This window comes from Nonlabens sp. Hel1_33_55, assembly GCF_900101765.1.
Lineage (GTDB): Bacteria > Bacteroidota > Bacteroidia > Flavobacteriales > Flavobacteriaceae > Nonlabens.
Genome location: NZ_LT627735.1, coordinates 1515221 through 1540109 on the forward strand (window position 1 = coordinate 1515221; position 24889 = coordinate 1540109).

Here is a 24889-nt window from a genome sequence, read left to right on the forward strand (position 1 = left end):
ATTTACTTATACATTGCTATAATCCTAAATAGTATTTTTGCCGCATGAGCAAAGAAATTTCCAAAAGATATGCCCAGCGAGGCGTTAGTGCCGGTAAGGAAGATGTACATAATGCTATCAAGAATGTGGACAAAGGCTTGTTCCCACAAGCTTTCTGTAAAATCGTTCCGGATTATTTGACTGGCTCTGAAGATCACTGTCTCATCATGCATGCAGATGGTGCAGGAACAAAATCCAGTCTAGCATATACCTACTGGAAAGAAACTGGAGATCTATCGGTTTGGAAGGGAATTGCACAAGATGCGTTGATCATGAATATTGACGACCTACTTTGTGTGGGCGCTACAGAAAACATTCTCTTGTCAAGTACTATAGGACGCAATAAAAACCTAATTCCTGGCGAAGTCATCAGTGCCATTATCAATGGAACTGAAGAACTCATTGCAGATCTCAAATCCCACGGCGTTGAAATTATTTCTACAGGCGGCGAGACGGCAGACGTCGGTGATCTAGTGCGTACAATTATTGTAGACTCCACGATAACCGCTAGAATGAAACGTAGCGATGTGATTGATAATGCCAACATTAAAGCTGGAGATGTAATTGTAGGCCTTACCAGTTACGGTCAAGCCAATTATGAATCTTCATACAATGGCGGCATGGGAAGCAATGGTCTTACCAGTGCGAGACATGATGTTTTCAATAAAGCAATAGCCCAAAAATATCCAGAGAGTTTTGACGCTGCAGTTCCTGAAGAACTCGTCTATTCTGGTTCTAAAAATTTGGTTGATCGAGTTGAAGGAAGTGAATTGGATGCTGGTAAACTGGTGCTCTCTCCTACACGCACCTATGCACCCATCATCAAAAAGATACTGAGTACCGTTGATAAAAATCAGCTACATGGGATGGTACACTGTAGTGGTGGTGCACAAACTAAAATTCTTCATTTTGTAGATCAGCTGCATATTATAAAAGACAATCTTTTTCAATTACCACCATTGTTCAAGATGATTCAAGAAGAGTCTAAAACCGACTGGAAGGAAATGTATCAAGTATTCAATATGGGACATCGTATGGAACTCTATGTTGATCCATCCATTGCACAAGAAATCATTGAAATATCAAAGTCCTTTAATGTTCCAGCTCAAATTGTAGGACGTGTCGAGGCGAGTGATTCTAAAAAACTGACTATCAAAAGTGAGTTTGGAACTTTTGAATATTGATGTACTAGTCGGCCGATTCGGTTTCTAGTTATTCCTCAAGTTTTTTGAGGATTTCCAGCTTAGGCTCGATGTATCTCTTACAAAATGGAGCATCAGGTCTGGTTCGATAATAATCTTGAATGGATGATCTCGACGCTTTAAATTCCACAAACTTTAAAATTTGCGTGATGTAGTTTTTATCTCGCTTTCGCGAAAGCGAGCTCATTACAACCTCTACCCTTTTCATCTGATTATCTTCCATCACGTAAACTGCGCTGCGATATTCTGAACGCCTCTGATGGTTTACCGTTGAGGAATGGGTTTCTAAATGTATGTCTATTAATTTCTCTAACGAGATTACTGCTAGATCTACATCTACGAGAATAGCCTCGCTCCAAGTATCATGTGGTGCGAGACTTTTTATATAACCCTGACGAACATTTGAAACGCCTTCAAGTTGCTGAAAAACTGCTTCTGTGCACCAATGGCAGCCACCACCAAGACCTATGATTTGTATAATATTATTTTATTTAAATCGATAGGAAATACCTGCTTGAAGCAGTAGACTCACATCCTCGCCAGCAGTTTGCCAGTTCCTTGTACCTTTAAATGAGTTTATTGGATCAGTCCAAAACACTCCCGTTTCAGCAATTAAACGTAATTGATCATGTAATCGTAACGAGAAAATACCATTTGCCGTTACGCTTACAAACCTATCTTCTAATGCTGGAATATTATTATTTTTTATCTGTACAAAGTCTTGTTGCGTGAACCCAAGACCCACATTGTAGCCAATGTTAAAGACCTTATCAGCTCTTAATCGCTCATAGAGAGCAGAGATCGTAAAAGACTCCACAGTTCCATCCAGTGGGCTGCGGGTTTGATAATCATCACCAACCACATTGACACTTGTATTTTGAAATCTCATTTTCATACCATCAAACCTATCTTTAAAATTATACTTTAGATCGAAGAAAATGGATGCTGGTGAGTCATAAGCTGTGTTCACACTATTATCGGCTTCCTCTATGAAATAATAGGCGCCAGTTCCTGCACCAGCACTTATTTCAAATGATTGACTGTTAGCATAAAGTGCAATAAAGAAAATACTACAGGTAAAGAATTTTATCATGGTCGTCATTTTTGTTAGGATATCGAACCAATTACTATGCCTTAAAATCACAGTCAATTTCCGTATTTTCGCAAGACTTGAGAAAAGAAGATGCTAGATAAATTAAACATAGTAAAAACGAGGTTTGACGAGGTCAATGATCTGATCATCCAGCCCGATATCATTCAGGACCAGAAGCGCTACGTCTCGCTGACAAAGGAATATAAGGATCTCAAAGATCTTATGGACAAGCGGGAAATCTATATGGAATTGACTGCAAATAAAACCGAAGCTGAGGAGATTATCGCAGATGGTAGCGATCCAGACATGGCCGAAATGGCTCAAATGCAGCTAGACGAAGCAAATGAAGCGATACCAAAACTGGAAGAGGAAATCAGAATGATGATGATCCCTAAAGATCCAGAAGATGCCAAAAATGCCGTGATGGAAATACGCGCAGGAACTGGTGGTGATGAAGCGAGTATTTTTGCGGGTGATCTTTACAGAATGTACGAGAAATACTGCTCCACTAAAGGTTGGAGCACCAATGTGGTAGATACAAGTCATGGAACCAGCGGCGGTTTCAAGGAAATTATTTTTGAAGTCAATGGCCCTGATGTTTACGGCACCCTAAAATTTGAAGCTGGTGTGCATCGTGTACAACGTGTGCCACAAACCGAAACTCAAGGTCGTGTTCATACCAGTGCAGCCACAGTAATGGTTTTACCAGAAGCGGAAGAGTTTGACGTACAACTTGATATGAGCGAGGTGCGTATTGAACGCACAACGTCAACTGGACCTGGTGGACAGTCTGTAAATACAACCTATTCTGCTATCAAATTACATCACGAACCTACGGGCATGATCGTGAGCTGTCAGGATGAAAAATCATCACATAAGAACCTTGAAAAAGCATTGAAAGTATTGCGTTCTCGATTGTATGAGATTGAGTTAGCAAAGAAAATGGAAGCCGATAGCGCCTTGCGTAAAACCATGGTAAGTTCTGGTGACCGTAGTGCAAAGATCAGAACCTACAATTACCCACAAGGTCGTGTGACTGATCACCGCATCAATCTAACGTTATATGATCTGGATAACATCATCAACGGTGACGTTCAAAAGATCATTGATGAGCTGCAACTAGTAGACAACACAGAGAAGATGCAAATGAATGATGATGGTATCTAAACCCGTTTGAAGTTTTACGATTTTTTCCATCAACAAAAGAAGTAATTAGATGAATGACGAAAAGCTATTAAATCAAATATAAGAATGCTTCTTATGAAATTAGTTTTCCCTGTTTAAATCGAAGGCTTAAGATTTTAATTAAATAAAATTGAACTATTGAATATTGTAAAAAGACTACTTATTTGCCTTTTTGTTTTTTATGGAATCACAGCCATTAGTCAAGACTATGTGACGTCTGAAAACTTCAAATTGAAATTAATCAAGGCAAAGAAAGCATCTGGTTCTACTTGGGAATACACGATAAAAACTTCAAAACAGACTAAAAAGGCTCAGGTAAGACTACGCCTTAAATCTTTAACAGGACAAAAAGAAAGTTTTGATCCCAACAAATTTTACTTAGTATCTAATGAAGCTAATGTCAGAGTACGACCGCTGGATGTAAGGTATAATTATGCAGCTGGCTGGATCTTTATACCCTTTAATAGACTAGCCTTCAATTCTATGGATGCTCAAAAAGTGAAAGATCTAGTATCCTACGATCCTGACATTAAAGACACTTTCCAGAATTATGACATCGACGGCTTTGAAAACATATCTCCCGATATCAACTTTGGAACTAAGAAAAAACCTAAAATCTTTCCATCTTATCTCGAACCAGAAGACCTGAAATCATGCAAATTAGATTTGTATTTTGCGTTGCCTAATGAGTTAAAAAACTTTGAGATCTATCATGGTGATGAGAAAATAGCTAACGTTACTCTCAAATAAATTATCGAGATACACCAACCTGCTACAGCATGCGAGAATCGAGTCTAACCATTCTATCTAGCGACTTTTTAAAAACTATAAAGTTTTTAGCAAGTCTGCTCCTTATCATTTTTACAACCGGTTGTGGAATTCAACAATCCAACAAACAGTTAGATTCTCAAAATAAGATTTTAGGCAACCCTGCTGATAACTTAAGGTATGACTATGCAGGAACTTTTGATCAGGATGATCTTACTTTTCTTCAAGAAACTTTTAGGTGGAATCAAGATCTTTTAGTCATCAACTACAATTTATCAGATGATGACTGCACGATCAAATTAAACAAACCAACAGACCCAAAAACCAGATACGATCGCTCCCGCAACTATTGGGAACCTTTTTACAATGACATCAATGTAATGGGTGCAAAAGTGGTTCATGTGGAAGCGAGCGAGCGATATGGTAAAGCATTTGGCTCCTACTCGAATCGCTATTATTGGGATGAAAAAGGGTTCTTGTTAGATCACTTTTTTAATAATGCCAGAGAATGTGAAAATGTTCTAGTTGTGAATAAAGAAGGTAAATTCTATCAGGAGAACCGCTCTTACAGTCAGGAGCAAGTTGCTTATTATATTGCGAAATTGAAAAGTCAATTACCAGAAGATCCTTTAGAAAACTAAATGAAGTCAAAAGAACTTACAAAACAGATTCAAGAAAAAAAATCCTTTCTATGTGTAGGTCTTGACGTGGATTTGGATAAGATCCCACCACATCTGTTGCAGGAAGAGGATCCTTTGTTCGCTTTCGCGAACGCGATAATAGATGCAACCCACGACCTATGCGTAGCCTATAAACCCAACACTGCATTCTTTGAAGCTTATGGAGTCAAAGGCTGGAGATCACTGGAAAAAACCATTAACTATCTTAACGAAAACTACCCCAACCACTTCACAATCGCAGATGCCAAACGCGGCGATATAGGCAATACCTCAACGCGATATGCCAAAGCTTTTTTTGAGGATCTCAACTTTGACAGCGTTACCATTGCGCCTTATATGGGAAAAGATAGTGTCGAACCATTTCTGGAATTTGAAAACAAGTTTGCGATACTTCTGGCACTTACTTCTAACGCAGGAGCTTTTGATTTTCAAACGCTTACATCAGAGAATAAACCGCTATATCAAAAGGTTTTAGAAACGGCTTCTCAATACAAAAACAGCGACCGATTAATGTACGTAGTTGGTGCTACCAAAGCAGAATACCTTAAAGAAATACGACAAATCGTACCAGATTCATTCCTGCTCGTGCCTGGTGTAGGTGCTCAAGGTGGCAGTCTTGAAGAAGTTTTCAAATATGGAGCAAACGACAAAGTTGGATTATTGGTAAATTCCTCTAGAGGAATATTGTACGCTTCCCAAAAAGAAGATTTTGCTGAAGCTGCTCGCTCTAAGGCACAGGAATTACAGGAGCAAATGGCCACACTCCTATCGGTCTAATATTTTCGTTTATAAAATAGCTTCCCATCACGGCCGTATACTTTCCATGTGCCGGTTTGTTCTCCTTTCTTGTAGCGACCAGAAATCTTAAGATCGCCGTTAGCGTAGTATTCTTTAAACACACCATCTGGTTTGCCGTCCTTTAGTGAAACTCTTGATTTAGTTTTACCATTCGAGTACTTGGTTTCATAACGGCTCGCGGTAAAATCATTCGGGAAAATGTCAATTCTGAAGATTGTTTCAGAATCAATTTCATCCTTGACTGTAATAAAATCCATGGGCTGATTCCTATATTTTTCTTCCAGTCGTATTGCATCCAGATCATATTCCTTATCATAATGTAGCGCCAGCTTTGAATCAAACCTATCTTCTACCGCGATTAATTCCACACCTATCTGTGTCAATTGTGAGAAAAACGGTTCTTCTTTAGCAAGTAATTCTTTAGACTCTGTTGTCAAGAATCCTTTTCCCGCGGCTAGTGCTAGATTGGTATTCACATAGAGAAACACATTACTACTGGAGTAAAATTCATCTTCAAAATCTATGAAATAATCATTTCTTGCCAGCGTTTTTCTTTCTTCATAAGAATCAATAAAGAGTTTCAATGTTTTAGGCGAGTTACTAAACACCACGTAATCATCGATGGTTGTGTAATAGGGTTTCTCGATACGCTCAAACATGCTTCCCAAAATCAGTTTGAAAAAGCCCTTGATTTCTAAATAATTGATCTGATAATCGCGATAGGTTACCGTCTTGAACTTGACCGGCGTGCGCTTTCTGATTTGCTTCTGGATCTTGTTCAAACTTGCAGTGCTCACGTCAACATCTTTTGACTTGAGCACGATAACCAGACCTTCTTGTTCTTCATCTCCATTCAGGAATTGCTTCCTGCCTGCCGGCAGGCAGGTCGCGAAAGCGATCTCATCATCTACCCATTCGTAAAAATCATGCTCTAGTGAAATGTCAAGAAACTTCTCTACACGCTTTTTACCATCTTCATAAGTCTTGAGCGTTTCAGGATTTGAGGTAGAAACTAAATCATAAAAATTGTCGTGCAAGTCCTTAAATTCCTCAAAAGCGAAGCTGACGAAAAATGCCGTACTTTCAGGAATCACCTCTGTAATATCACGAGTTGTCGTACCACTTTTCTCTAAGGCTCGTATTAAACTAATCGTCGTAGCGCCACTAGTCGTCGCACCTGTAGCGGTAAGTAACTTGTCATTCTTCTCATCAATACTCCATCCTGAAAAGGTAAAAGCATTGGTGAGCAGGTCTATATTTTCGCTAGGTTCATTGGAGAAAATACGGTAGTAGTCCTTGATCATTTTATGATTCAAGTAAAACCTTAAAAGATCATTTTGCTTAACCTGATGTTGTACCTCTAGGAATTGTAGATCACGACCTATGGTAGGGCTTTGATATTCGGTGATGCTTTTTTCTACTAGATTGCCGGTGTAGGATGCGATCATCTGGTTTTCTATAAACCCTATGGTTAAGGTCTCATAAGACTCCTGATCTGTGATTTCAGTCAGTTCCACGTTTTCAAAACTGCGTTTAGTTACTTTGAAACCATCGCTTAAAAACTGATTGATGTTTTTCTTAATCAAATTGAGTCTGGAAAGCTTACCTAGATCGACGATATATAGAAAACCATAATCATCGCGCTTGATCATGTGCGTACTCACAATTAAGTCACGATCACCAATGACCTCAAACAAATCAGTTTCTGACTGAAACATGGAGTCAATCGCATTGAGCGCTGCACTCATTTCATGAATCTGCTCATTAGTCTGGAAATGATCCCAGATCTCACTTTTGGAAAGTGTCTTTAGATTAGAAATAGGTTCATCCATCTCAAAAAAGAAAATCGCATCTGAAGGTATCAGATAAATGGAATTTATGTTGTCCTGCTTGACTATAAAAAACTGGATGGCTTGATATACTAGAAATCCTATTACTAAAAGGATTGTGATCCAGATGATTTTCTTTTTCATTTATCTATTTAATCACGTCTGTATCACCCCAAGATTAAAGTCCTTAGTAATAGGTGCATGATTAGCTGCCTCGATACCCATAGAAATCCATTTTCTGGTATCTATTGGGTCTATAACAGCATCTGTCCAGATTCTTGCGGCGGCGTAGTAAGGCGATACTTGATCGTCGTAGCGATCTTTTGTTTTGGCGAAAAGTTCTTTTTCCTCTTCTTCGCTTAATTTCTTTCCAGATTTCTCCATGGATGCCTTTTCGATTTGCATCAATACTTTGGCAGCACTATTACCGCTCATCACGGCTAGTTCTGCACTAGGCCACGCGACTATCAATCGTGGATCGTAAGCTTTACCACACATCGCATAGTTTCCTGCTCCGTAACTGTTACCTATCACAATCGTAAATTTTGGTACGACGCTATTAGAAACCGCACTCACCATTTTAGCACCATCTTTTATGATACCACCATGTTCACTTTTAGATCCTACCATAAAACCAGTAACATCCTGTAAAAAAACTAACGGTATTTTCTTTTGATTACAATTGGCTATGAATCTTGTCGATTTATCAGCACTATCACTGTAGATCACACCGCCGAATTGCATCTCACCTTTCTTAGTCTTTACAATTTTGCGTTGATTGGCAACGATTCCAACTGACCAGCCATTGATACGAGCATAACCATTAATAATGGTCTGGCCGTACCCAGCTTTGTACTCGTCAAAGGAATCTGCATCAATAATACGCTCAATGATTTCCATCATATCATATTGCGCGCTGCGCTCTCGTGGTAACACACCGTATATTTCTTGCGGATCCTTGGCAGGCTTTGTTGCCTTTATTTTATTGAATCCAGCTTTATCAAAATCGCCAATTTTACCCATCACGCTTTTGATTCTTTCAAGAGCATCTTTGTCGTCTTTGGCTTTATAATCAGTAACACCACTAATCTCACAGTGAGTGGTCGCGCCGCCTAGCGTTTCATTATCGATGGATTCTCCTATGGCTGCTTTTACTAAGTAGCTTCCTGCTAGAAAAATACTACCGGTTTTATCTACAATCATCGCCTCATCGCTCATGATAGGCAAATAGGCTCCACCAGCGACACAGCTTCCCATAACTGCAGCAATCTGGGTAATTCCCATACTGCTCATGACCGCATTATTTCTAAAAATGCGACCGAAGTGCTCCTTATCAGGAAAAATCTCATCCTGCATGGGCAGATAAACCCCAGCACTATCCACTAGATAGATGATGGGCAGCCTATTTTCCATAGCAATTTCCTGAGCACGCAAGTTTTTCTTACCAGTAATAGGGAACCACGCTCCAGCTTTTACCGTGGCGTCATTTGCCACAACAATTACCTGTTTTCCTGACACATGACCTATCTTGACCACAACGCCACCGCTGGGACAGCCGCCGTGTTCTGCGTACATTCCATCACCTGCAAAGGCTCCTATTTCCACCGCTTTGTCTTCATCATCTAATAAGTAGTTGATGCGCTCTCTGGCTGTCATTTTTCCTTTGGAATGGTGTTTTGCGATGCGCTTCTCACCACCGCCCAGGCGGACTTTGGCAAATCTTTGTCGTAAATCTGACACTAATAATTTATTGTGATCTTCGTTCTTGTTGAAGTCTAAGTCCATGCAGGGTGCTTTTTCTCAAAAATAATGTTTTTGGGATTCAAAAGATGCTTGAAATGAGTCCGCTTTCGCGAAAGCGGAACTTACATAAACACTATAACTAAATTTTAAGATTCCTACCCTAAATATCTCAAAGAACAAATGATTCTTTCACGGTTTGCGGTAGTATTGTTGCTCCTCAAGTTGATCCACAATCGTCACATTGTCCAACCTAAACCGGACGGGAATCGTATAGCTGCGGCTGTTGAAGCTAGGCTTGAAAACGGCAAAATGTAAATGAGGACCTGTGGACCATCCCGTATTGCCGCTGTAACCTATGTGCTGGTTGGGCTCCACGAGATCTCCTTTGGCCACTAGTGAACCGCCAAATCTTAGATGAGTATATTCTCCAATGGTTCCATCCTTATGCAATATGCGTATGTGGTTGCCATAGTCAAGGCATTCTGGCTGGGCACATCCTTTGCTATTAGAGGCAACAACCTCTAGAACGATGCCACCTCGAGAGGCGTGAATTGGTGTTTCTTCAGGCATTGAAAAATCAATGGCATACTTACCGCGATGGGTGCTTTTACCATCATAACCCTGCGAAACGCGATACGAACTATTGCGCGCATAAGGCAATTGATAAGCATAGTCATCAGGTTGCGTTGATTGATCACCTGGAATGTAAGAGGCGCTAGCACTATAACCGTAAGCCGCCGGGCGTTTCATACGTAACTCTAGGACCTTTAAATCTTTACTCTCTGGCGGAATAGTAAACTCGAGATCATCTCTACTGGTTTCTAAATTCTTCAATTTGAATTTGAGCAGAACCGTGATAGGGAAAGGTTCCCGGTTTGTCACCAGATAATCATAGCCATCTTCAACCGCAATGGCACCGCTGGAAACGTTTAGATCCTGACCCATTAGGAAATTGGTGAAAAAGAAAATAAAGGGTATCAAGTATCTCATAGAAAAGCAACGCAGCAAGTTGTGAGAGGATAACGTGAATCATTCCTATTCTAGTATGGACCGTCGATATGCTCTGGAAAGATTTTGTTTTTGGAAATTAATTTGAATGTTTTGAGCTGCGCTTTAGTCGTTATATCATCATCCATGCATTTTGCGATATGACTGTAGTTTGTATTTTGTTCCTGAATGCTATAGTTGACTAATTGATGAACAAATTAGGAACTACAAACATCAGTGATTTTTGAATTTTAGAAGCTATCAAAGTTGATGATTTTCAGTAGTTTATTTATTATTCCTACTCTTCTAAAATTTGACAGAACACGTTCCTTTGAGGATAAAATTACTAATTTTAGATTATACTTTGTTCCTATGAAAAATTCGGTTACCGCTATCATTTTTGCCATCGCCATCGTTATTGCTTCCATCGTATTGGGACATGCAGTGATCAATCGCAATCAAAAACAAGGAACTATTGAAGTGACTGGATTGGGAAGTCAGGATTTCGTATCTGATCTCATCGTTTGGGAAGGTCGCTTTACGGCAAGTAGTACCGTGTTGAGTGATGCTTATGCAAAACTTGCCGATAATAAGAATACCATAGAGAGCTACTTGAAAAACAAAGGGCTTTCTAGCGATATGCTGGTTTTTAGCGCGGTAAATACTTCTGAAAAAACGAACCCTATCTATGGAGCCAATGGTAATTATCAGGGAACCAATTTTGTGGGCTACGAATTGTCGCAAACGATAAGCGTTCAATCTACAGACGTTGAAAAAATCGAAAAGATTTCACGTGAGGTGACTGAGTTACTTAATCAAGGTGTTCAGTTCTACTCGCAATCACCTCGCTATTATTTTACAAAACTCGCAGATCTTAAAATCGAAATGATCTCTAAAGCCACAGAAGATGCCCGCATTAGAGCTGAGCAAATCGCAAAAAACTCTGGTGGATCCCTAGGTGATCTGGAATCTGCAGATATGGGCGTGTTTCAGATTACAGGCCAGAATAGTTCTGAAGATTATTCTTGGGGCGGCACCTACAACACCAGCTCAAAGGAAAAGACGGCATCCATTACCATGAAACTGGTTTATGAAGCAGAGTAGTTTATTTAGTTCGCTTTCGCGAAAGCGGTATCACATCAACCTCATCGTTCTGTTCATTATTTGTGGATTGCTAATCCGTTGTTCATCTGCTTTGAGTGTTTTTGGCAACGAGAGTGTTGATTATAATGAACCAATTACGACAATTCCTTTTGAGTATTATGATATGCCCATGGTCGAGGTAGTCATCAATTCAAAAACCTATAAATTTCTAGTCGATACTGGTGCACCTACATTGATTTCCAAAAAGATTTTCCAAGACTTGAAAATACAGAATGGGAAAAAAGCTCCATTGGGTGACTCCCAGGATGTCATTGAAAATCGAGAATTCATCATTATACCTGAAATGACCTTAGGCAGTTTATCCTATAAAAACATAGGAGCTGTGGTAACTGATTTTGATGGATCTTTTGAGATTGACTGCATTGGATATGATGGAATTTTGGGTGCCAATCAAATGTCAATTTCCATATGGAAATTTGATTACCAAAAAAAAGAGATTGAGATTGCAAAATCGATAGAAGATTTTAGTACTTCAGGTTTTAAGGTCATGGAATTTCATCCCATGCGTCCACAAATGACACCGCTGGTAAATGGCATAATCGATGGACAGCGCACAGAATATACATACGATACAGGATACAGCGGTGGATTGACCACATTACTGAACTCTGAAAGTCCAAACTCCTATCCTCACATAACTAAATACGGAAAAAGTAGCGCTGGAATTTATGGTGTAGGTAAAATTGAAGAGCGAGCTATCTTCAAGGTGGACACCCTAAATCTAGGTGGCATCTCTCTAAACAATGTGGTCATAGATAATGATGTTTCTGGTCTTATAGGCAATCAACTTATCGACAATTATATATCAATCATTGACTGGAAAACGCAGAAGATCTACTGGAAAGAAGTTTCAGAAAATGATCTGGTTAGTGAGAAAACCTTCGGGTTTGGATATAGGCTGAATACTATGAAAGCTATCGTGGCAAATCGTATTAAGGAAATAGATTTACCATTTGAAGTAGGCGATACCATTCTCTCTATAAATGAAACAAATTTTGAGAATCTGAATAGAGAAACTGCTTGTGCGTTAACCAACTTCAAAATCGAGGACAAACTTCAAGAAATGCAATTGCGTTATCTCAAAAATGGAGAAGTACAATCCATAGTTCTCAAAAAACAGGCATTGTTGAATGACTAATTATTAGATCTCTGAATCTGCTAGATCAATCGCAATATGATAACGTGGATCTTCAATGCTGGTTTCAATAACATCTGCAAATTCTGGATTGCGTCGTATCAATAGTTCCTGACATTCTGGACTTAGATGTGTGAGTTTGATTTGCTTCCCAAGGTCTAAATACTTGTTTCCAACATTACGTAAAGCTTCCACACCACTATGATCCTGAACTCTGGATTCCATGAAGTCGATCTCAATTTTATCAGGGTCGTTTTTAGGATCAAACTTTGCATTAAACGCAGTTACTGATCCAAAGAAAAGTGGTCCCCAAATTTCATAGACTTTAGTCCCGTCAGATTTTAGGCTTTTTCTGGCTCTAATGCGCTTGGCACTGTTCCAGGCAAAAACAAGCGCACTCATAATAACACCAGTCACAACTGCAATTGCAAGATCCAACCAAACCGTAATCGCACTCACAGCGATCAGTATGATTAAATCTGCTAGCGGGATTTTATTGATGATCCTAAAACTAGACCACGCAAAAGTTCCAATCACCACCATAAACATAACGCCTACCAAAGCCGCAATTGGGATTTGTTCTATTACTGGAGCGCCAAAAAGAATAAATATCAACAGGGCAATCGCTGCAACGACACCAGAGAGTCTACCACGACCACCAGAATTTACATTGATAATGGATTGACCTATCATCGCACAACCACCCATTCCACCGAATAGTCCGTTAACCAAGTTACCAGCACCTTGTGCAACACATTCACGGTTACCGCTACCGCGAGTTTCCGTCAAATCGTCAACAAGGTTCAAGGTCATTAAAGATTCTATCAAACCAACCGCTGCAATCGTGACCGCAGTACTAATTATGATCACCCAGTTTCCTTGTATCGTTTCAAACAAAGTAAAAATCTGGAACTGGAATTCTGGTAGCGATCCCTGCATTCCATTACCGCCACCATCTCTTATAAAAGAACCGACCGTGGCAACGTCAAGGTTACCAAAAATTGTTATTCCAGCCACTACTGCGATCGCAGCAAGAGCAGCAGGAATAGCCTTAGTAACTTTAGGAAGAAAATACATGATGGCCATAGTCAAGGCCACAAGCCCTAATAATATGTAAAGAGATGCACCTGATAACCATTCCTTGGCATCTCCAGTTCCTGTTTTGAAAAAATCAAGTTGCGCTAGGAATATCACAATAGCAAGACCATTCACAAATCCCATCATTACTGGATGCGGTATTAATCGTACGAACTTACCTAAACGTAGAAACCCAGCGGCCATTTGTATCACACCTACAATAAGAAGTGTTATAAACAACCATTGTAATCCAAGATTCTCATAAGGAGTATCCATGGCCATTCCTACCTCATTACCCGTTTTGATCAATAAAACCATTACGATAGCCGTTGCTCCTGTCGCTCCAGAAATCATTCCAGGACGACCACCAAATAGTGCGGTAATCAATCCCATCATAAAGGCTCCATACAATCCTACCATAGGATCCACACCAGCCACAAAAGCAAAAGCTACTGCCTCGGGAACTAATGCTAGTGCAACGGTCAAACCCGAAAGCACATCATTCTTAGGGTTTCCTACAAAGTTGTTAAAGAGTTTCATACAGGTATACTACTATGGATAAAACGTGCAAAAATAGGCTATTGTAACGTAGTGCTAAAAGGAGAACATCAATAAGTCAAGGATCTATTTTTGGCTTTCATTAGTCTATAAATAACATCCCAATCAAAATATTTAGGATCAAATTGCTCACAGAGCCAGACGAGAAGAAAATGAACCATGGGTGAAATATTATCCAATAGTACACTTCCGAAATTTAATTATAGGAGCATCATCCAGCACTGTTGAAATTGAAAAGTAATTACTCACCTAAATCAAATACCTCATCAGATTTCTATATTTGAAACTTCACACATGTCCATGAAGCACCTACTTAAAGACCTTACTTATCGCAAGGCAAAACCAAATGACCTTAACCTAGCTCTGGAACTTCTTAAAATAACAGCTCAAGATTTACAGGAACGAGATATCGACCAGTGGAACTATTGGCTTGATCCACCTCAGGAGCGATTGGACTGGTTACGGGAAGGATTTGAAAACGATGAATTCAACTTCTTCTTTAACAATAAAACGCTGGTAGCCATGTACCGTTTGATGAACATGGATCTTAAATATTGGGGACCTCAAGAAGAAAAAGCGTTTTACATTCACTCGCTGGTGGTTCATCCTAATTTAAAGGGTCATCATATAGGCCATCAAATTTTATTGGAAATAAAGAAGCTGGCTACATCTAATGAAATCGATCTACTTCGGTTGGATTGTGATAGTACCAACCAGCGATTGTGCAGGTATTATGAAGATTACGGGTTCAAAAAGGTAAGACAGAAACAAATGCCTAACTCACTGAACAATCTTTATGAATTACAATTGAAGTAACGTTTTCAATAATTCCGCTTTCGCGAAAGCGAACTATACCGCAACTAATTTCAAACAAAAAAAGCGACTCAGAGTCGCTTTTTAAAAATCAATGTATGGTATCACTGCTTAAGAGTTGGAACTGCGACTGCGGTCTCTACTCTTGTTACGGTTACCTGAATTTTTAGGTTTACCACCGGATGGTCTAGAGTTGCGGTTACTGCCGCGACCTCTATTTCCGCCTTGTTTTTTCAAGCTAGGCTCTGCAGCATCTTCCATTTTAAACTCAAATGGATGATCTTCTATCACAGGGATTTTAGTCTGGATCAGTTTCTCAATGTCCTTTAAAAATGGACGCTCTTCCAACATGCAAAAACTTGCTGCCATACCGCTCGCACCAGCTCTACCTGTACGGCCTATACGGTGTACATATGATTCTGAAACGTTGGGAAGATCGTAATTGATGACATAAGAAAGTTCATCAATATCGATACCGCGAGCTGCAATATCTGTGGCGACTAGCGCTTGTAATTTACCGTCTTTAAAATCACCTAAAGCACGTTGACGCGCGACTTGGGATTTGTTTCCATGAATAGCGGCACTTTTGATTCCCGCTTTTTCAAGGTCTTTTACGATCTTATTGGCTCCATGTTTTGTTCTTGAGAAAACTAAGGTCGAGTCATTCATATCAGTTTGAAGAAGGTGCACCAATAAATTGGTTTTATTCTTCTTATTGACGTGATAGATAACCTGCTCCACTTTCTCTGCGGTAGTTTTTTCTGGCTCGATGGTTACTCGCTCAAAATCTCCTAAAATCTGTCTGGATAGTTCAACAATCGCTTTAGGCATTGTTGCACTAAAGAATAATGACTGTCTTTGCTTAGGAAGTAATTTGAGTAGTTTCTTGATGTCGTGGATAAAGCCCATGTCCAGCATCTGGTCAGCTTCATCAAGCACGAAATATTCAATATCTGCTAGCGAAATATATTTCTGGCTTATAAGATCCAATAATCTTCCTGGCGTCGCGACTAGTACATCTACGCCTTGGTGTAGTGCATAGACTTGTTTGGTTTGTTTGACACCGCCGTAAATAACGGTATTCTTAATGTTAGTATATTTCGCGTAAGCGGTAAAATTCTCATCGATCTGGATCGCTAGCTCTCTGGTAGGTGTAACCACCAACGTTCTGACCTTACGTTTCTTTCTAGGTCCTTCACCTTCCAACAGCTGCTGGAGTATTGGGATGGAAAAAGCGGCAGTCTTACCGGTACCGGTCTGTGCAACGCCCAATAGGTCCTTGCCTTTTAATAAGATGGGAATGGATTGTGCTTGAATAGGTGTTGGATTCTCATATCCTTGGTCCTGTAAAGCTTTCAGGATGGACTCGTCGAGCCCCAATTCTTTAAATGTCATGTATTGTATTAAGCTGCAAAGGTACGGTTATTAAAAATGCAGCTGCAATCTATTGTTATATGTATTACCTGACGCTTAATGTGTAATCCCGTGAGGTAGAGTCTTCACAAAGCGTATCGCCGTCTTCAAGTATCCCGCCATCATCGTCTGTAAAGAAAACTGGTTCTACGGTCAAGAAAACGTTGATTCTAAAATCTCCACGATCTAATGGCGAACCAAAAATGAAAAGTCTGCGTCCTTCCCATTCATAATCCATTCCTCTAGGCAAGCCATTTACCGTGAAGTAATAGAAATAGCTGTCGTCTCTAGGCTCGTTGTCAACTTGAGCTCTAAAGCTGTGTTCATAATATTGACCTGCAACTGCTGTATTGAATATCGAATTAGGTAACTCTGGTCTCGTGGGAATGATGCAATCTGTCAACGGATCACACGCAGAAAACGAAAATGCAAGAAAGAGAAATGAGAGTAGGTAGAGATAGCGCATGATAGATGATTTTAAAAATCATATCAAGTATGCTGCCAAAATTTTATTTGAACCGTGTCGCATTATATGACAAGTCATTAAAAACTTGAATCTGAATCTCTAATCGTAGTTCTTGGAATTGGAGATTGGAGATTAGATATCTTAGAATTTAACCTTGGGATTAAAAGTAAAAGGTTAGAAGTTTGGAACTTGGAACTTGATTCTTGATTCTTGATTCTTAAAAAGATTACCATCCGCCACTGGCGCCACCGCCACCAAAACCGCCACCGCCGAAGCCGCCTCCAAATCCACCGCCACCGCCGAAACCGCCGCTCGATCCGCCACCAAAACTACCGCCGCCGCCAAAGCCGCCACGGCCTAAACTGCTTAAAACAATAATATCCAGTAGCGATGCACCAGATTTCCTGCCGCCGTTGTTGCCATTATTTTTATTCTTGATGCTCATGACAATCACCAAAATGATAAACCCTAGGAAAATTATGGCTTGAATAGGGATTCCAGAATCCTTTGAAAAATCGCGATCTTCTTTGAACTCACCATTAAGTGCAGAAAAAATGGCGTCTGCAGCTTTATCGAGTCCTGCGTAATAGTCACCACGTTTGAACTCTGGTATGATAACTCTATTAATGATGCGCTCTGACATTAAATCGGTCAGGCGGTACTCGATGCCGTAACCTGTTGATATGTCAACGCGCCTATCATCTCTAGCAAGTAAAATCAAAATACCGTTATCCTCATCTGCTTGACCTATTCCCCAAGTCTGGCCCCATTCTGCCGATACCATTGAAATATCCTGACCTTCTGTACTTGAGATAATGGCAACCACGATTTGAGTACTGGTGCTGTCTGCATACCTCACCAGCTTATTTGTCAACGCAGATTTTTGACCTTCATCCAATAGGTTGACATAGTCATAAACGGCTGTTTGAGCAGATCCAGAACTAGGTTTTGGCGGGATTTCAAATTGTGCAGATGCCATTCCTGAAAGGAAAAACATCACGCTACAGATATATAAGTGAAGCTGTTTCAACTGGTCGTTATCTCGTCTGGAAGTTCGTTAATATCATCCTTGTGCCACGGGAAATAGGCGGCTAGCTTCTGTCCTACTTGATGGATTCCTGTAATGAGGCCTTTGGTGAATTCGCTTTCGCGAAAGCGTGCTTCCATACCATCTTTTATGCTATTCCAAAAATTTTCTGGCACGACCTGATTGATACCACTGTCACCCAAAACCGCAAACTTGCGATCATCAACGGCCAGATAAAAAAGAATACCATTCGCATCTTTTGTATTGTCCATCTTGAGTTGATGGAACAATTCCTGAGCACGAGTATAGGCATTACCAGCACAGCTACTTTCCAGATGAACTCGTATCTCGCCGCTGGTGCGAAGCTCTGCCGCACGAATGGCTTCTACGATTTCCTCCTCTTGTTGCGCGCTTAGAAATGCCTCTACCTTGCTGGTCATGTTCTAGTTGCCAAATAGGTTATCCACATCTGGTGCGTTTTGTGCACCTTCATCTGCTTTGAAATATGGAGATTCATCAAAACCTAGGATGGAAGCAAATACGGATCCTGGGAATTTCTTTATCTGTAGATTGTAAACGCGTACGTTCTCGTTGTAGCGATTGCGTTCTACATTGATGCGATTTTCTGTACGTTCCAGTTCGTTGATGAGTTCCTTGAAGTTCTCGTTTGCTTTCAAATCTGGATAATTCTCATAAGTTGCAAGTAATCTGCCCAGACCGCTGGAAACTGCTCCTTGTGCCTCGCTAAACGCTTGAATATTTTCGGCAGTTAAGTTAGATGCATCAACATTGATGGAAGTCGCTTTTGCTCTTGCCTCGATAACGCCTGTAAGCGTTTCCTGCTCAAATTCTGCATACTGCTTTGCGGTGGCGACGATGTTAGGAATAAGATCAGATCTGCGTTGATAGCTACTTTCTACATTTGCCCATTGGGATTGAACGCTTTCGCTTTTTGCTACCGCACTGTTGTTCCATGAGATTCCCCATATAACTGCTATCACAATGATTGCTAGTGCTCCTATGCCTGCAAGTGCACCACATCCTAATCCTGCTATTTTACCGTTTGTCATTTTAATACTTTTTAGATATTGATTGGTATGATTTTAAAGCGGAAAGTTACAATGATTCACAAAGAAAATGGTTTTAACTCATTTGCAATTGCTCTCGTAATTTCCTGAAATAGGCTGGCGATTGTAGTAACCTGCTGCCGTACCATGAGAATGGCTCGCCATCCACTATTATGATGCGTTTTTGTGGTTGGTTCGCTTTCGCGAAAGCGGAATTCATATCATCTACATCGCTAGTTGTAAACGAATATGGTTCTGAAGAAAGTAGAATAACATCAGGCTTAAGGTTGATAATATCATTGAGTTTCAATTTTGGATACCTGACCTGATCATCCAGTACATTTTTAAAACCAGCATGAGACATCATTTCATTAATAAATGTGTCCTTGCCGGCGCTCATATAGGGCTTTTTCCAAATGAGATACAGAGCGCGCAGCTTGGATGGCAGATTTGCAAGTTTCTTGAACTCTACAGCGATATCGCTGGAAAGCTTCTGTGCTATTGTTGTGGTGCCGGTTAGTTTACCCAAATGATCAATCATTTCCAATGCATCAAAAAGTGTTGCAACATCAGAAACGTAGGTAGGACAGATGGATGAGCAAAAATCCACGATCTGTGGAGTGTTTTCTTCTTTATTGCAAATAATCAGATCTGGTTTGAGATCTCTAACCCGTTTTTCTACGATCTTTTTAGTACCGCCTAATACTATTTTATGTTCCAATGCCTGCTGCGGATGCACACAAAATCTAGTGATCCCAACGATGTGGTTTTCCAGACCTAGATCATATAGCAATTCAGTTTGTGATGGTACTAGAGAGATGATGCGTTTGGGAATCGCTTCTAGTTCTACAGTTCTTTGGCACTGATCATTTATTGAGATACTCACCTATCCCAGAGAATTTTTTGTTACCCAAGTTTTGTAGCCTATGAGCGCCATTTGGACTTTGGAAGCTTTGGCAAGGTCAAAATCTTCATCTTTACTATAGCTGGGTAGGATTTTTTTGTTGATTTTGGCTAGCGTTTTGAAAATGGATTTTTTCATGGGTTCTAAAATACTTAATTCCCTTAAAGCAAACTGCTAACAAAAACAAAAGAGGCCGCTGAAAAAAAATTCAGCGGCCTCCTTTATTTACAAGCTATTCTACATTACTTCATGTAGGATACAAATGGCTTGGCGCCTTGATCATCTATTTTGACCGTTAGACTTTTTATAGGTTTATTCATAGCATAAGTATAAGCAACTCCTTCTAAATCAAATTTTAGCTTAGTAAGCAATCCGTTAGATTTTCTAAATGTTCTTAGGTTAAAACTGAGATCATTATTTTCAAGTTCTTGTTTAAATTTCTTCATTTCTGCATCAGTAAAATTATCGATGGTAATGGAAAATGAAGTTGAGTTTAGAGCTACTGTTTTTGATTTTGAACCTTTGACTTTTGTCACTATAATGATGGCTCCGTCTTTTGCATCGATACCATAAAGTGCCGTTGCATTATCACCTTTCAACACGGTTACAGATTCAATCTTATTGGAATCAAGCGCGTCCATTTGCTCTTGCTTTGCCACAACACCATTAATGACTATGTAAGGAATCGCTCTAGGGTCTGAGTCGCTAATAAATCCTTTACCGTTAATCACGGTAACCCTATCCGTAGAATTCTTTTTCATTTCTTCTGGAGTTTTGAGGAAAATTTCAACAACACCATTTTTAGCCTTTTCTCCATATTTTGAAGTGTCAGCTTTATTCTTTAAAACATTTACGGACTTGATCTTCTGTGGATCTAAGGATTCCAACTCATCATAATCAACTGGTTGTCCATCAACTATTAGTAGAGGTTGTTTATCTTTGGAGATATTAGAAGGTGTCAACCGCTTGGTTTTCGGTGCATCATAGATTACGATATCTTCAAAACGTTTACCCAAACTATCCCTAAAAACAAATCTGTTGTTTGAATTGGAAGACATGCTATCCTTATTCATTCTTCTTATCTTGAGTCTAGAATTATTAAGAGAATTTCTAATGGAATCCATATTCATTTTACGCAATTCATATCTGGTCATTTTCAAGGATTCCCTTAGTGAATCCATATTCATCCTGTCCAATTCTATTTGCGCTCTTTTCAATTCGCCTTCTAAATTCTTCAAGTCAACATCATTCAATTGCAGTTGAAGATCTTTAAAATCTGCTCTCATGGCTTTATGAAGCGAGTCCATATTCATCTTTCTCATGCTGTACAACGAGTTCATTAAAGAATCTGTATCATAGGTAAAGCTGTTGGCGAATGAAAGCGAGTCTGGACTATATCTAATACTGCCTTTACCATTACTTGAATAACTCACGCTATTGTTTGACCTGCTCGAACCTTCACAATTCCCCATGTTCCATTGTTTGTAATTTCCTTCAAGAACTCCAGTGATGCAAATGGGACTAATCGGGTCATCACCTTTGATATTTTGAGAGCCTTTGAAGCCGCGGTTGTCGTCTAGTTCTATTTTGATTCTGATGATTTTACCGTCTTTATATTTTAGATTGCTGTAGTTGAAATCTACGTTGTGTTTTGTTTTCAATTCTTTCTTGAATTTTTCTAGACTTTCCTCTGTCGTAGTGGCTACGATTTTGAATTCTATGGTTTCTCGGGATACCGTTGTGTTTTCTTTACCGTTTCTTTCACCGTTCTTCACACTTTCATCCTGCAATGAGTTTTCTACTAGGGTTTTAATCTCATTCGACGATTCCTTTTCTGTCTTACTGTTTTCAATGGCAGACTTAATATACTCCGTTTTAGTAACCGTATTGAAACTATATAGGAATAGCACGATCACAGGAAGTATCAATGCATACTTGTAGGCATTCCAGGTTTTGGAGGTTTCTTTTTGTAACATTTGAATTCGTTTTTTAATGAATGGAGTGAAAAAATTGTTGGCTAGTGCTGGTTGCATGTGGCTGGCGGCGCTGGACAGTAATGTGCGCTCATAGCTTATGCCTGTGTTGTTTTCCACTTTGGCAGTAGCGTCTGCGATGAATTCTAGATTCTCGCCTATCTGTCGTTTAAGCAACCACGCCAGCGGATTGATCCAAAAAACCGCACAATATAAATGACTTAATAATAGATCCACACTATGCCATTCTCTGGCATGGACTTGCTCGTGTTTTAGTATCAAATCATTGTCCGCATTATTCTCGTCATTTTCAGAAAAGCAGATGTAATTGAAAAAGCTGAATGGAGTCACCTTTCGCGAAAGCGATATTCTTATAAATCCATCTTCCAACCTTTGTTTTCCTGATGCGATGAGTTTCCTTAAGGACAAAAGCTCTACGATCATTTTACTTATGAAAAAAAGACAAATGGCCAGATAAAGTATTCCTAAGAGTTGGCTTGTTTCAATAAGTGGCTCTGCAGCTGGTTCTTGCGATATCATTGACATGGCAGCAGCGATTTCATCTTGTGAGTAGATGGTTTGTGGTTGTTCTACATAAACGGTTTGGGTAATTTCAATAAGCGGAAATGTGATGCTCGCGAACAACCCAAATAGAAAAAAGACCCGGTTGGCTTTGAAGAAGGTAAGTCTGCGAAGCAGTAGGTGATAGATGATGACAAAAATGCTCAGTACACCAGCACTTTTTAATAAGTAGATAAATGCATCTTCCATGGCTAATCTTCTTTAGATTCAATCATTTCCAAAATCTCGCGCAGTTCCTGAGCACTTATTTTTTCCTCTTTGGCAAAAAACGAAACCATGTTTTTATAAGAGTTATTGAAATAACTGGTCATGGCGTTATTGACATATTTGTTGCGATAACTTTCTATATCGACTACGGGAAAATACTGATGGGTTTTACCATAAGCCTCATAACCTACAAAGCCTTTTTCCTCTAGTTTACGCACCACCGTTGAGATCGTATTATAGTGATTGGAACCTTCCAAATGAGGCACTATTTCTTTGACAAAGGCCTTCTTGAGTTGCCATAGCACCTGCATGACTTCTTCTTCCTTTTGTGTGAGTTTTTCCATTTGATTTAATTAAGATGTTACCACGATAAAACGTAGTCAGGCATTGGGTTATAATCTTCAAAATCGAGAAACGATTATTAAGGATCTCTACTTCTAGCTCTAACGCATTTCAAACATATAACTATTATTTTAGTTATCAAACTGTTTTTATAGTTATTCAACTAAATTTATCGTTTCATCATTTTATTAAATAAAAAAAGCACGCTAGAAGCGTGCTTTAATTTTATCATTTAAATGACTTTTACAGCAAGTTACCTTCTAAGTCGACCAACTCTCCTGCACCGTTCTGAAGCGTTATAATGTTATTCTTGAAATTAAATTTGTAGCGCAACCCATTAATTGTGGTCGTTCCTGTTACTGCTCGACCATCAAGCTCTGTAGGCAAGACGAGTACAGTACGCTCAGTAGCATCATAAATTAAGCTACGGTTTTTATAAACTTCATAATTATACTGCTGCGCGTTAATGAAAACATAGCCTTGATCTTTGACATCAGACTTTTTCACCTTGCGAGCCTCTTTTTCTTGAATCCTTTTAAGCTCGGCGATGGTTTGTTTCATACTAGCATCGTCATCCTGGACGGCCGCTAATTGTTGCTTTTCCTTGAAAGCCGTGCTTGCCTCTGCACTCATCTTCTTTTTATTTGGCACCACTAGATTATTCTCTAATTCACGCTCTGCAGCATCTGCTATATTTTGTAGCGAAACTTCATCCTCAATAATCATTTCGTTTTGAGCTAGATTAGCTTCAAGATCTTTGCCCTTTAGAATCTCCAGCTGCTGTTGTGCTTCCTTAGCAACCTTCTCTTTAGCTGCTGTATCTTTCATTTGTTGCTCTAGTTTGAGAGCTTCTGCCTTTTGAGCGGCAAGTTGCTGTTGAGCTTCCATCGAAGCAGATTCTTTATCTAATTTTTCTTGAGCGGCCTTTTCTATGGCAGCTACTTCAACTCTGGCTTGTTCATCTTTTAGGGCTTGAGCTTTTTGAGCGGCAAGTTGCTGTTGAGCTTGCATCGCAGCAGCTTCTTTATCTAACTTTTCTTGTGCGGCCTTTTCTCTGGCGGCTACCTCAATTCTAGCTTGTTCTTCTTTTAGGGCTTGGGCTTTTTGGGCGGCAAGTTGCTGTTGAGCTTCCATCGCAGCAGCTTCTTGATCTAACTTTTCTTGAGCTGCCCTTTCTCTGGCGGCTACCTCAACTCTAGCTAGTTCCTCTTTTAGGGCTTGGGCTTTTTGGGCGGCAAGTTGCTGTTGAGCTACACGTTCTTTCTCGGCATCTTGCTTCGCTTTTTCCGCTGCAGTGATTTCTTTAGGACCACTCATATCTACTTGCGACTTGTCAAGTGCGTCTGGATCAGTTACCGTTTCTGATTTGATACTGTAAGTTGATGTTTGAGCTGGCTTTGTTGCTATGACTTTTGGCTTATCTGCAGTAACATTTGCTGTTGCTTGATTGATGGAGTTACTTTCCATCACGCCAGCATAGACTAAATTATTAGTCGAGGTATCAATTCTTAAAACTTGACCTGATATACCTGATGGATCACTTGCCTTAATCGTTTTAGAACCATTAGAAGATGTAAATTCCAGTTCTATAGTCGTCAATCCCATGCGACCCAGTTCGTAATCCTTAAATGTGGTTGATATACCATAATCCTGTTTGATCATATTGATCTTTTTAAACAAAGATGTTCTATCGTCTTTTGATGTGATGGTAATCTCTTGGATTCCGTTTTGTGAAGTGGTTGTTGTGGATTGCGCTTTCGCGAAAGCGATACCCAGCAAAAACAATACAATACCCAAATAATGCGATTTCCCTACAAATGCATTCATATTCAATAAG

24 protein-coding genes are annotated in these 24889 nt (G+C 39.7%); 8 read left to right on the top strand and 16 right to left on the bottom strand.

The window, feature by feature from the left end:
* Positions 1-44: 44 nt before the first annotated feature.
* The gene (locus BLO34_RS06745; RefSeq protein WP_090753800.1) at positions 45-1223 is read left to right on the top strand and encodes an AIR synthase related protein; all 1179 of its coding nucleotides are present in this window, start codon (positions 45-47) and stop codon (positions 1221-1223) included.
* A 28-nt stretch (positions 1224-1251) separates the two neighbouring features.
* Here the strand turns inward: BLO34_RS06745 and BLO34_RS06750 are convergent, their stop codons facing one another.
* On the bottom strand, positions 1252-1722 hold the full coding sequence (locus tag BLO34_RS06750; protein ID WP_090753803.1) for a peptide-methionine (S)-S-oxide reductase: 471 nt from the start codon (positions 1720-1722) through the stop codon (positions 1252-1254).
* Positions 1723-1728: 6 nt separating this feature from the next.
* Positions 1729-2334, bottom strand: a complete 606-nt coding sequence (locus BLO34_RS06755; RefSeq protein WP_157686707.1) for a hypothetical protein — start codon at positions 2332-2334, stop codon at positions 1729-1731.
* 90 nt (positions 2335-2424) lie between these two features.
* Here BLO34_RS06755 and prfA point away from each other — a divergent pair, with 90 nt between their 5' ends.
* The 4 genes from prfA to pyrF all read left to right on the top strand — a co-directional run bounded on the left by prfA (position 2425) and on the right by pyrF (position 5744).
* Positions 2425-3501, top strand: coding sequence for a peptide chain release factor 1 (gene prfA / locus BLO34_RS06760; RefSeq protein ID WP_090753809.1), 1077 nt, complete (start codon positions 2425-2427; stop codon positions 3499-3501).
* A gap of 156 nt (positions 3502-3657) precedes the next feature.
* Positions 3658-4269 carry a hypothetical protein gene (locus BLO34_RS06765; protein WP_090753812.1) on the top strand — a complete coding sequence of 204 codons (612 nt, stop codon included), beginning with the start codon at positions 3658-3660 and terminating at the stop codon, positions 4267-4269.
* A 29-nt stretch (positions 4270-4298) separates the two neighbouring features.
* Positions 4299-4928: a hypothetical protein gene (locus BLO34_RS06770; RefSeq protein ID WP_090753814.1), complete on the top strand. Its 630-nt coding sequence runs from the start codon at positions 4299-4301 to the stop codon at positions 4926-4928.
* Positions 4929-5744, top strand: a complete 816-nt coding sequence (gene pyrF / locus BLO34_RS06775; protein WP_090753817.1) for an orotidine-5'-phosphate decarboxylase — start codon at positions 4929-4931, stop codon at positions 5742-5744.
* Here pyrF and BLO34_RS06780 read toward each other — a convergent pair.
* The 3 genes from BLO34_RS06780 to BLO34_RS14715 all read right to left on the bottom strand — a co-directional run bounded on the left by BLO34_RS06780 (position 5741) and on the right by BLO34_RS14715 (position 10327).
* Complete coding sequence (locus BLO34_RS06780) at positions 5741-7738, bottom strand: DUF3352 domain-containing protein (protein WP_090753820.1); 1998 nt, start codon at positions 7736-7738, stop codon at positions 5741-5743. The genes pyrF and BLO34_RS06780 overlap by 4 nt on opposite strands.
* A gap of 12 nt (positions 7739-7750) precedes the next feature.
* Complete coding sequence (locus tag BLO34_RS06785; RefSeq protein ID WP_090753823.1) at positions 7751-9379, bottom strand: acyl-CoA carboxylase subunit beta; 1629 nt, start codon at positions 9377-9379, stop codon at positions 7751-7753.
* Between the two features lie 147 nt (positions 9380-9526).
* On the bottom strand, positions 9527-10327 hold the full coding sequence (locus tag BLO34_RS14715; protein WP_090753825.1) for a M23 family metallopeptidase: 801 nt from the start codon (positions 10325-10327) through the stop codon (positions 9527-9529).
* Positions 10328-10696: 369 nt separating this feature from the next.
* Between BLO34_RS14715 and BLO34_RS06795 the strand changes: the two genes are divergently transcribed.
* Together BLO34_RS06795 and BLO34_RS06800 are read left to right on the top strand one after the other, a co-directional pair.
* The gene (locus BLO34_RS06795; RefSeq protein ID WP_090756510.1) at positions 10697-11428 is read left to right on the top strand and encodes an SIMPL domain-containing protein; all 732 of its coding nucleotides are present in this window, start codon (positions 10697-10699) and stop codon (positions 11426-11428) included.
* Entirely contained in the window at positions 11415-12626 is a 1212-nt protein-coding gene (locus BLO34_RS06800) for a retropepsin-like aspartic protease (RefSeq protein WP_090753829.1), read from the top strand. Before BLO34_RS06795 ends, BLO34_RS06800 begins: the two co-directional genes overlap by 14 nt.
* Before the next feature lie 3 nt (positions 12627-12629).
* Here BLO34_RS06800 and BLO34_RS06805 read toward each other — a convergent pair whose 3' ends face one another.
* Positions 12630-14240 carry a SulP family inorganic anion transporter gene (locus tag BLO34_RS06805; protein ID WP_090753831.1) on the bottom strand — a complete coding sequence of 537 codons (1611 nt, stop codon included), beginning with the start codon at positions 14238-14240 and terminating at the stop codon, positions 12630-12632.
* 312 nt (positions 14241-14552) lie between these two features.
* On the opposite strand from BLO34_RS06805, the gene BLO34_RS06810 reads away from it, so the two are divergent.
* Positions 14553-15074 (top strand): GNAT family N-acetyltransferase, encoded by a 522-nt coding sequence (locus BLO34_RS06810; RefSeq protein ID WP_090753834.1) that lies wholly within the window; start codon positions 14553-14555, stop codon positions 15072-15074.
* Between the two features lie 108 nt (positions 15075-15182).
* Here the strand turns inward: BLO34_RS06810 and BLO34_RS06815 are convergent, their stop codons facing one another.
* The 10 genes from BLO34_RS06815 to BLO34_RS06860 all read right to left on the bottom strand — a co-directional run bounded on the left by BLO34_RS06815 (position 15183) and on the right by BLO34_RS06860 (position 24879).
* A complete protein-coding gene (locus tag BLO34_RS06815) occupies positions 15183-16466 on the bottom strand; it encodes a DEAD/DEAH box helicase (RefSeq protein WP_090753838.1) in 1284 nt (427 codons plus the stop codon).
* 64 nt (positions 16467-16530) lie between these two features.
* On the bottom strand, positions 16531-16950 hold the full coding sequence (locus BLO34_RS06820) for a hypothetical protein (RefSeq protein WP_090753840.1): 420 nt from the start codon (positions 16948-16950) through the stop codon (positions 16531-16533).
* Positions 16951-17176: 226 nt separating this feature from the next.
* Positions 17177-17980 carry a TPM domain-containing protein gene (locus BLO34_RS06825; RefSeq protein ID WP_410503927.1) on the bottom strand — a complete coding sequence of 268 codons (804 nt, stop codon included), beginning with the start codon at positions 17978-17980 and terminating at the stop codon, positions 17177-17179.
* Complete coding sequence (locus BLO34_RS06830; RefSeq protein WP_090753846.1) at positions 17977-18417, bottom strand: TPM domain-containing protein; 441 nt, start codon at positions 18415-18417, stop codon at positions 17977-17979. Before BLO34_RS06830 ends, BLO34_RS06825 begins: the two co-directional genes overlap by 4 nt.
* A gap of 3 nt (positions 18418-18420) precedes the next feature.
* Entirely contained in the window at positions 18421-19047 is a 627-nt protein-coding gene (locus BLO34_RS06835; RefSeq protein ID WP_090753848.1) for a LemA family protein, read from the bottom strand.
* Positions 19048-19120: 73 nt separating this feature from the next.
* Positions 19121-19930 (bottom strand): ABC transporter substrate-binding protein, encoded by an 810-nt coding sequence (locus BLO34_RS06840; protein WP_090753851.1) that lies wholly within the window; start codon positions 19928-19930, stop codon positions 19121-19123.
* The gene (locus BLO34_RS06845) at positions 19931-20086 is read right to left on the bottom strand and encodes an SsrA-binding protein (RefSeq protein ID WP_090753853.1); all 156 of its coding nucleotides are present in this window, start codon (positions 20084-20086) and stop codon (positions 19931-19933) included.
* Between the two features lie 104 nt (positions 20087-20190).
* Positions 20191-22692 carry a M56 family metallopeptidase gene (locus BLO34_RS06850; RefSeq protein ID WP_090753856.1) on the bottom strand — a complete coding sequence of 834 codons (2502 nt, stop codon included), beginning with the start codon at positions 22690-22692 and terminating at the stop codon, positions 20191-20193.
* Positions 22693-22694: 2 nt separating this feature from the next.
* Positions 22695-23054 carry a BlaI/MecI/CopY family transcriptional regulator gene (locus tag BLO34_RS06855; protein WP_090753858.1) on the bottom strand — a complete coding sequence of 120 codons (360 nt, stop codon included), beginning with the start codon at positions 23052-23054 and terminating at the stop codon, positions 22695-22697.
* A gap of 241 nt (positions 23055-23295) precedes the next feature.
* The gene (locus BLO34_RS06860; protein WP_090753860.1) at positions 23296-24879 is read right to left on the bottom strand and encodes a hypothetical protein; all 1584 of its coding nucleotides are present in this window, start codon (positions 24877-24879) and stop codon (positions 23296-23298) included.
* Positions 24880-24889: the final 10 nt, after the last annotated feature.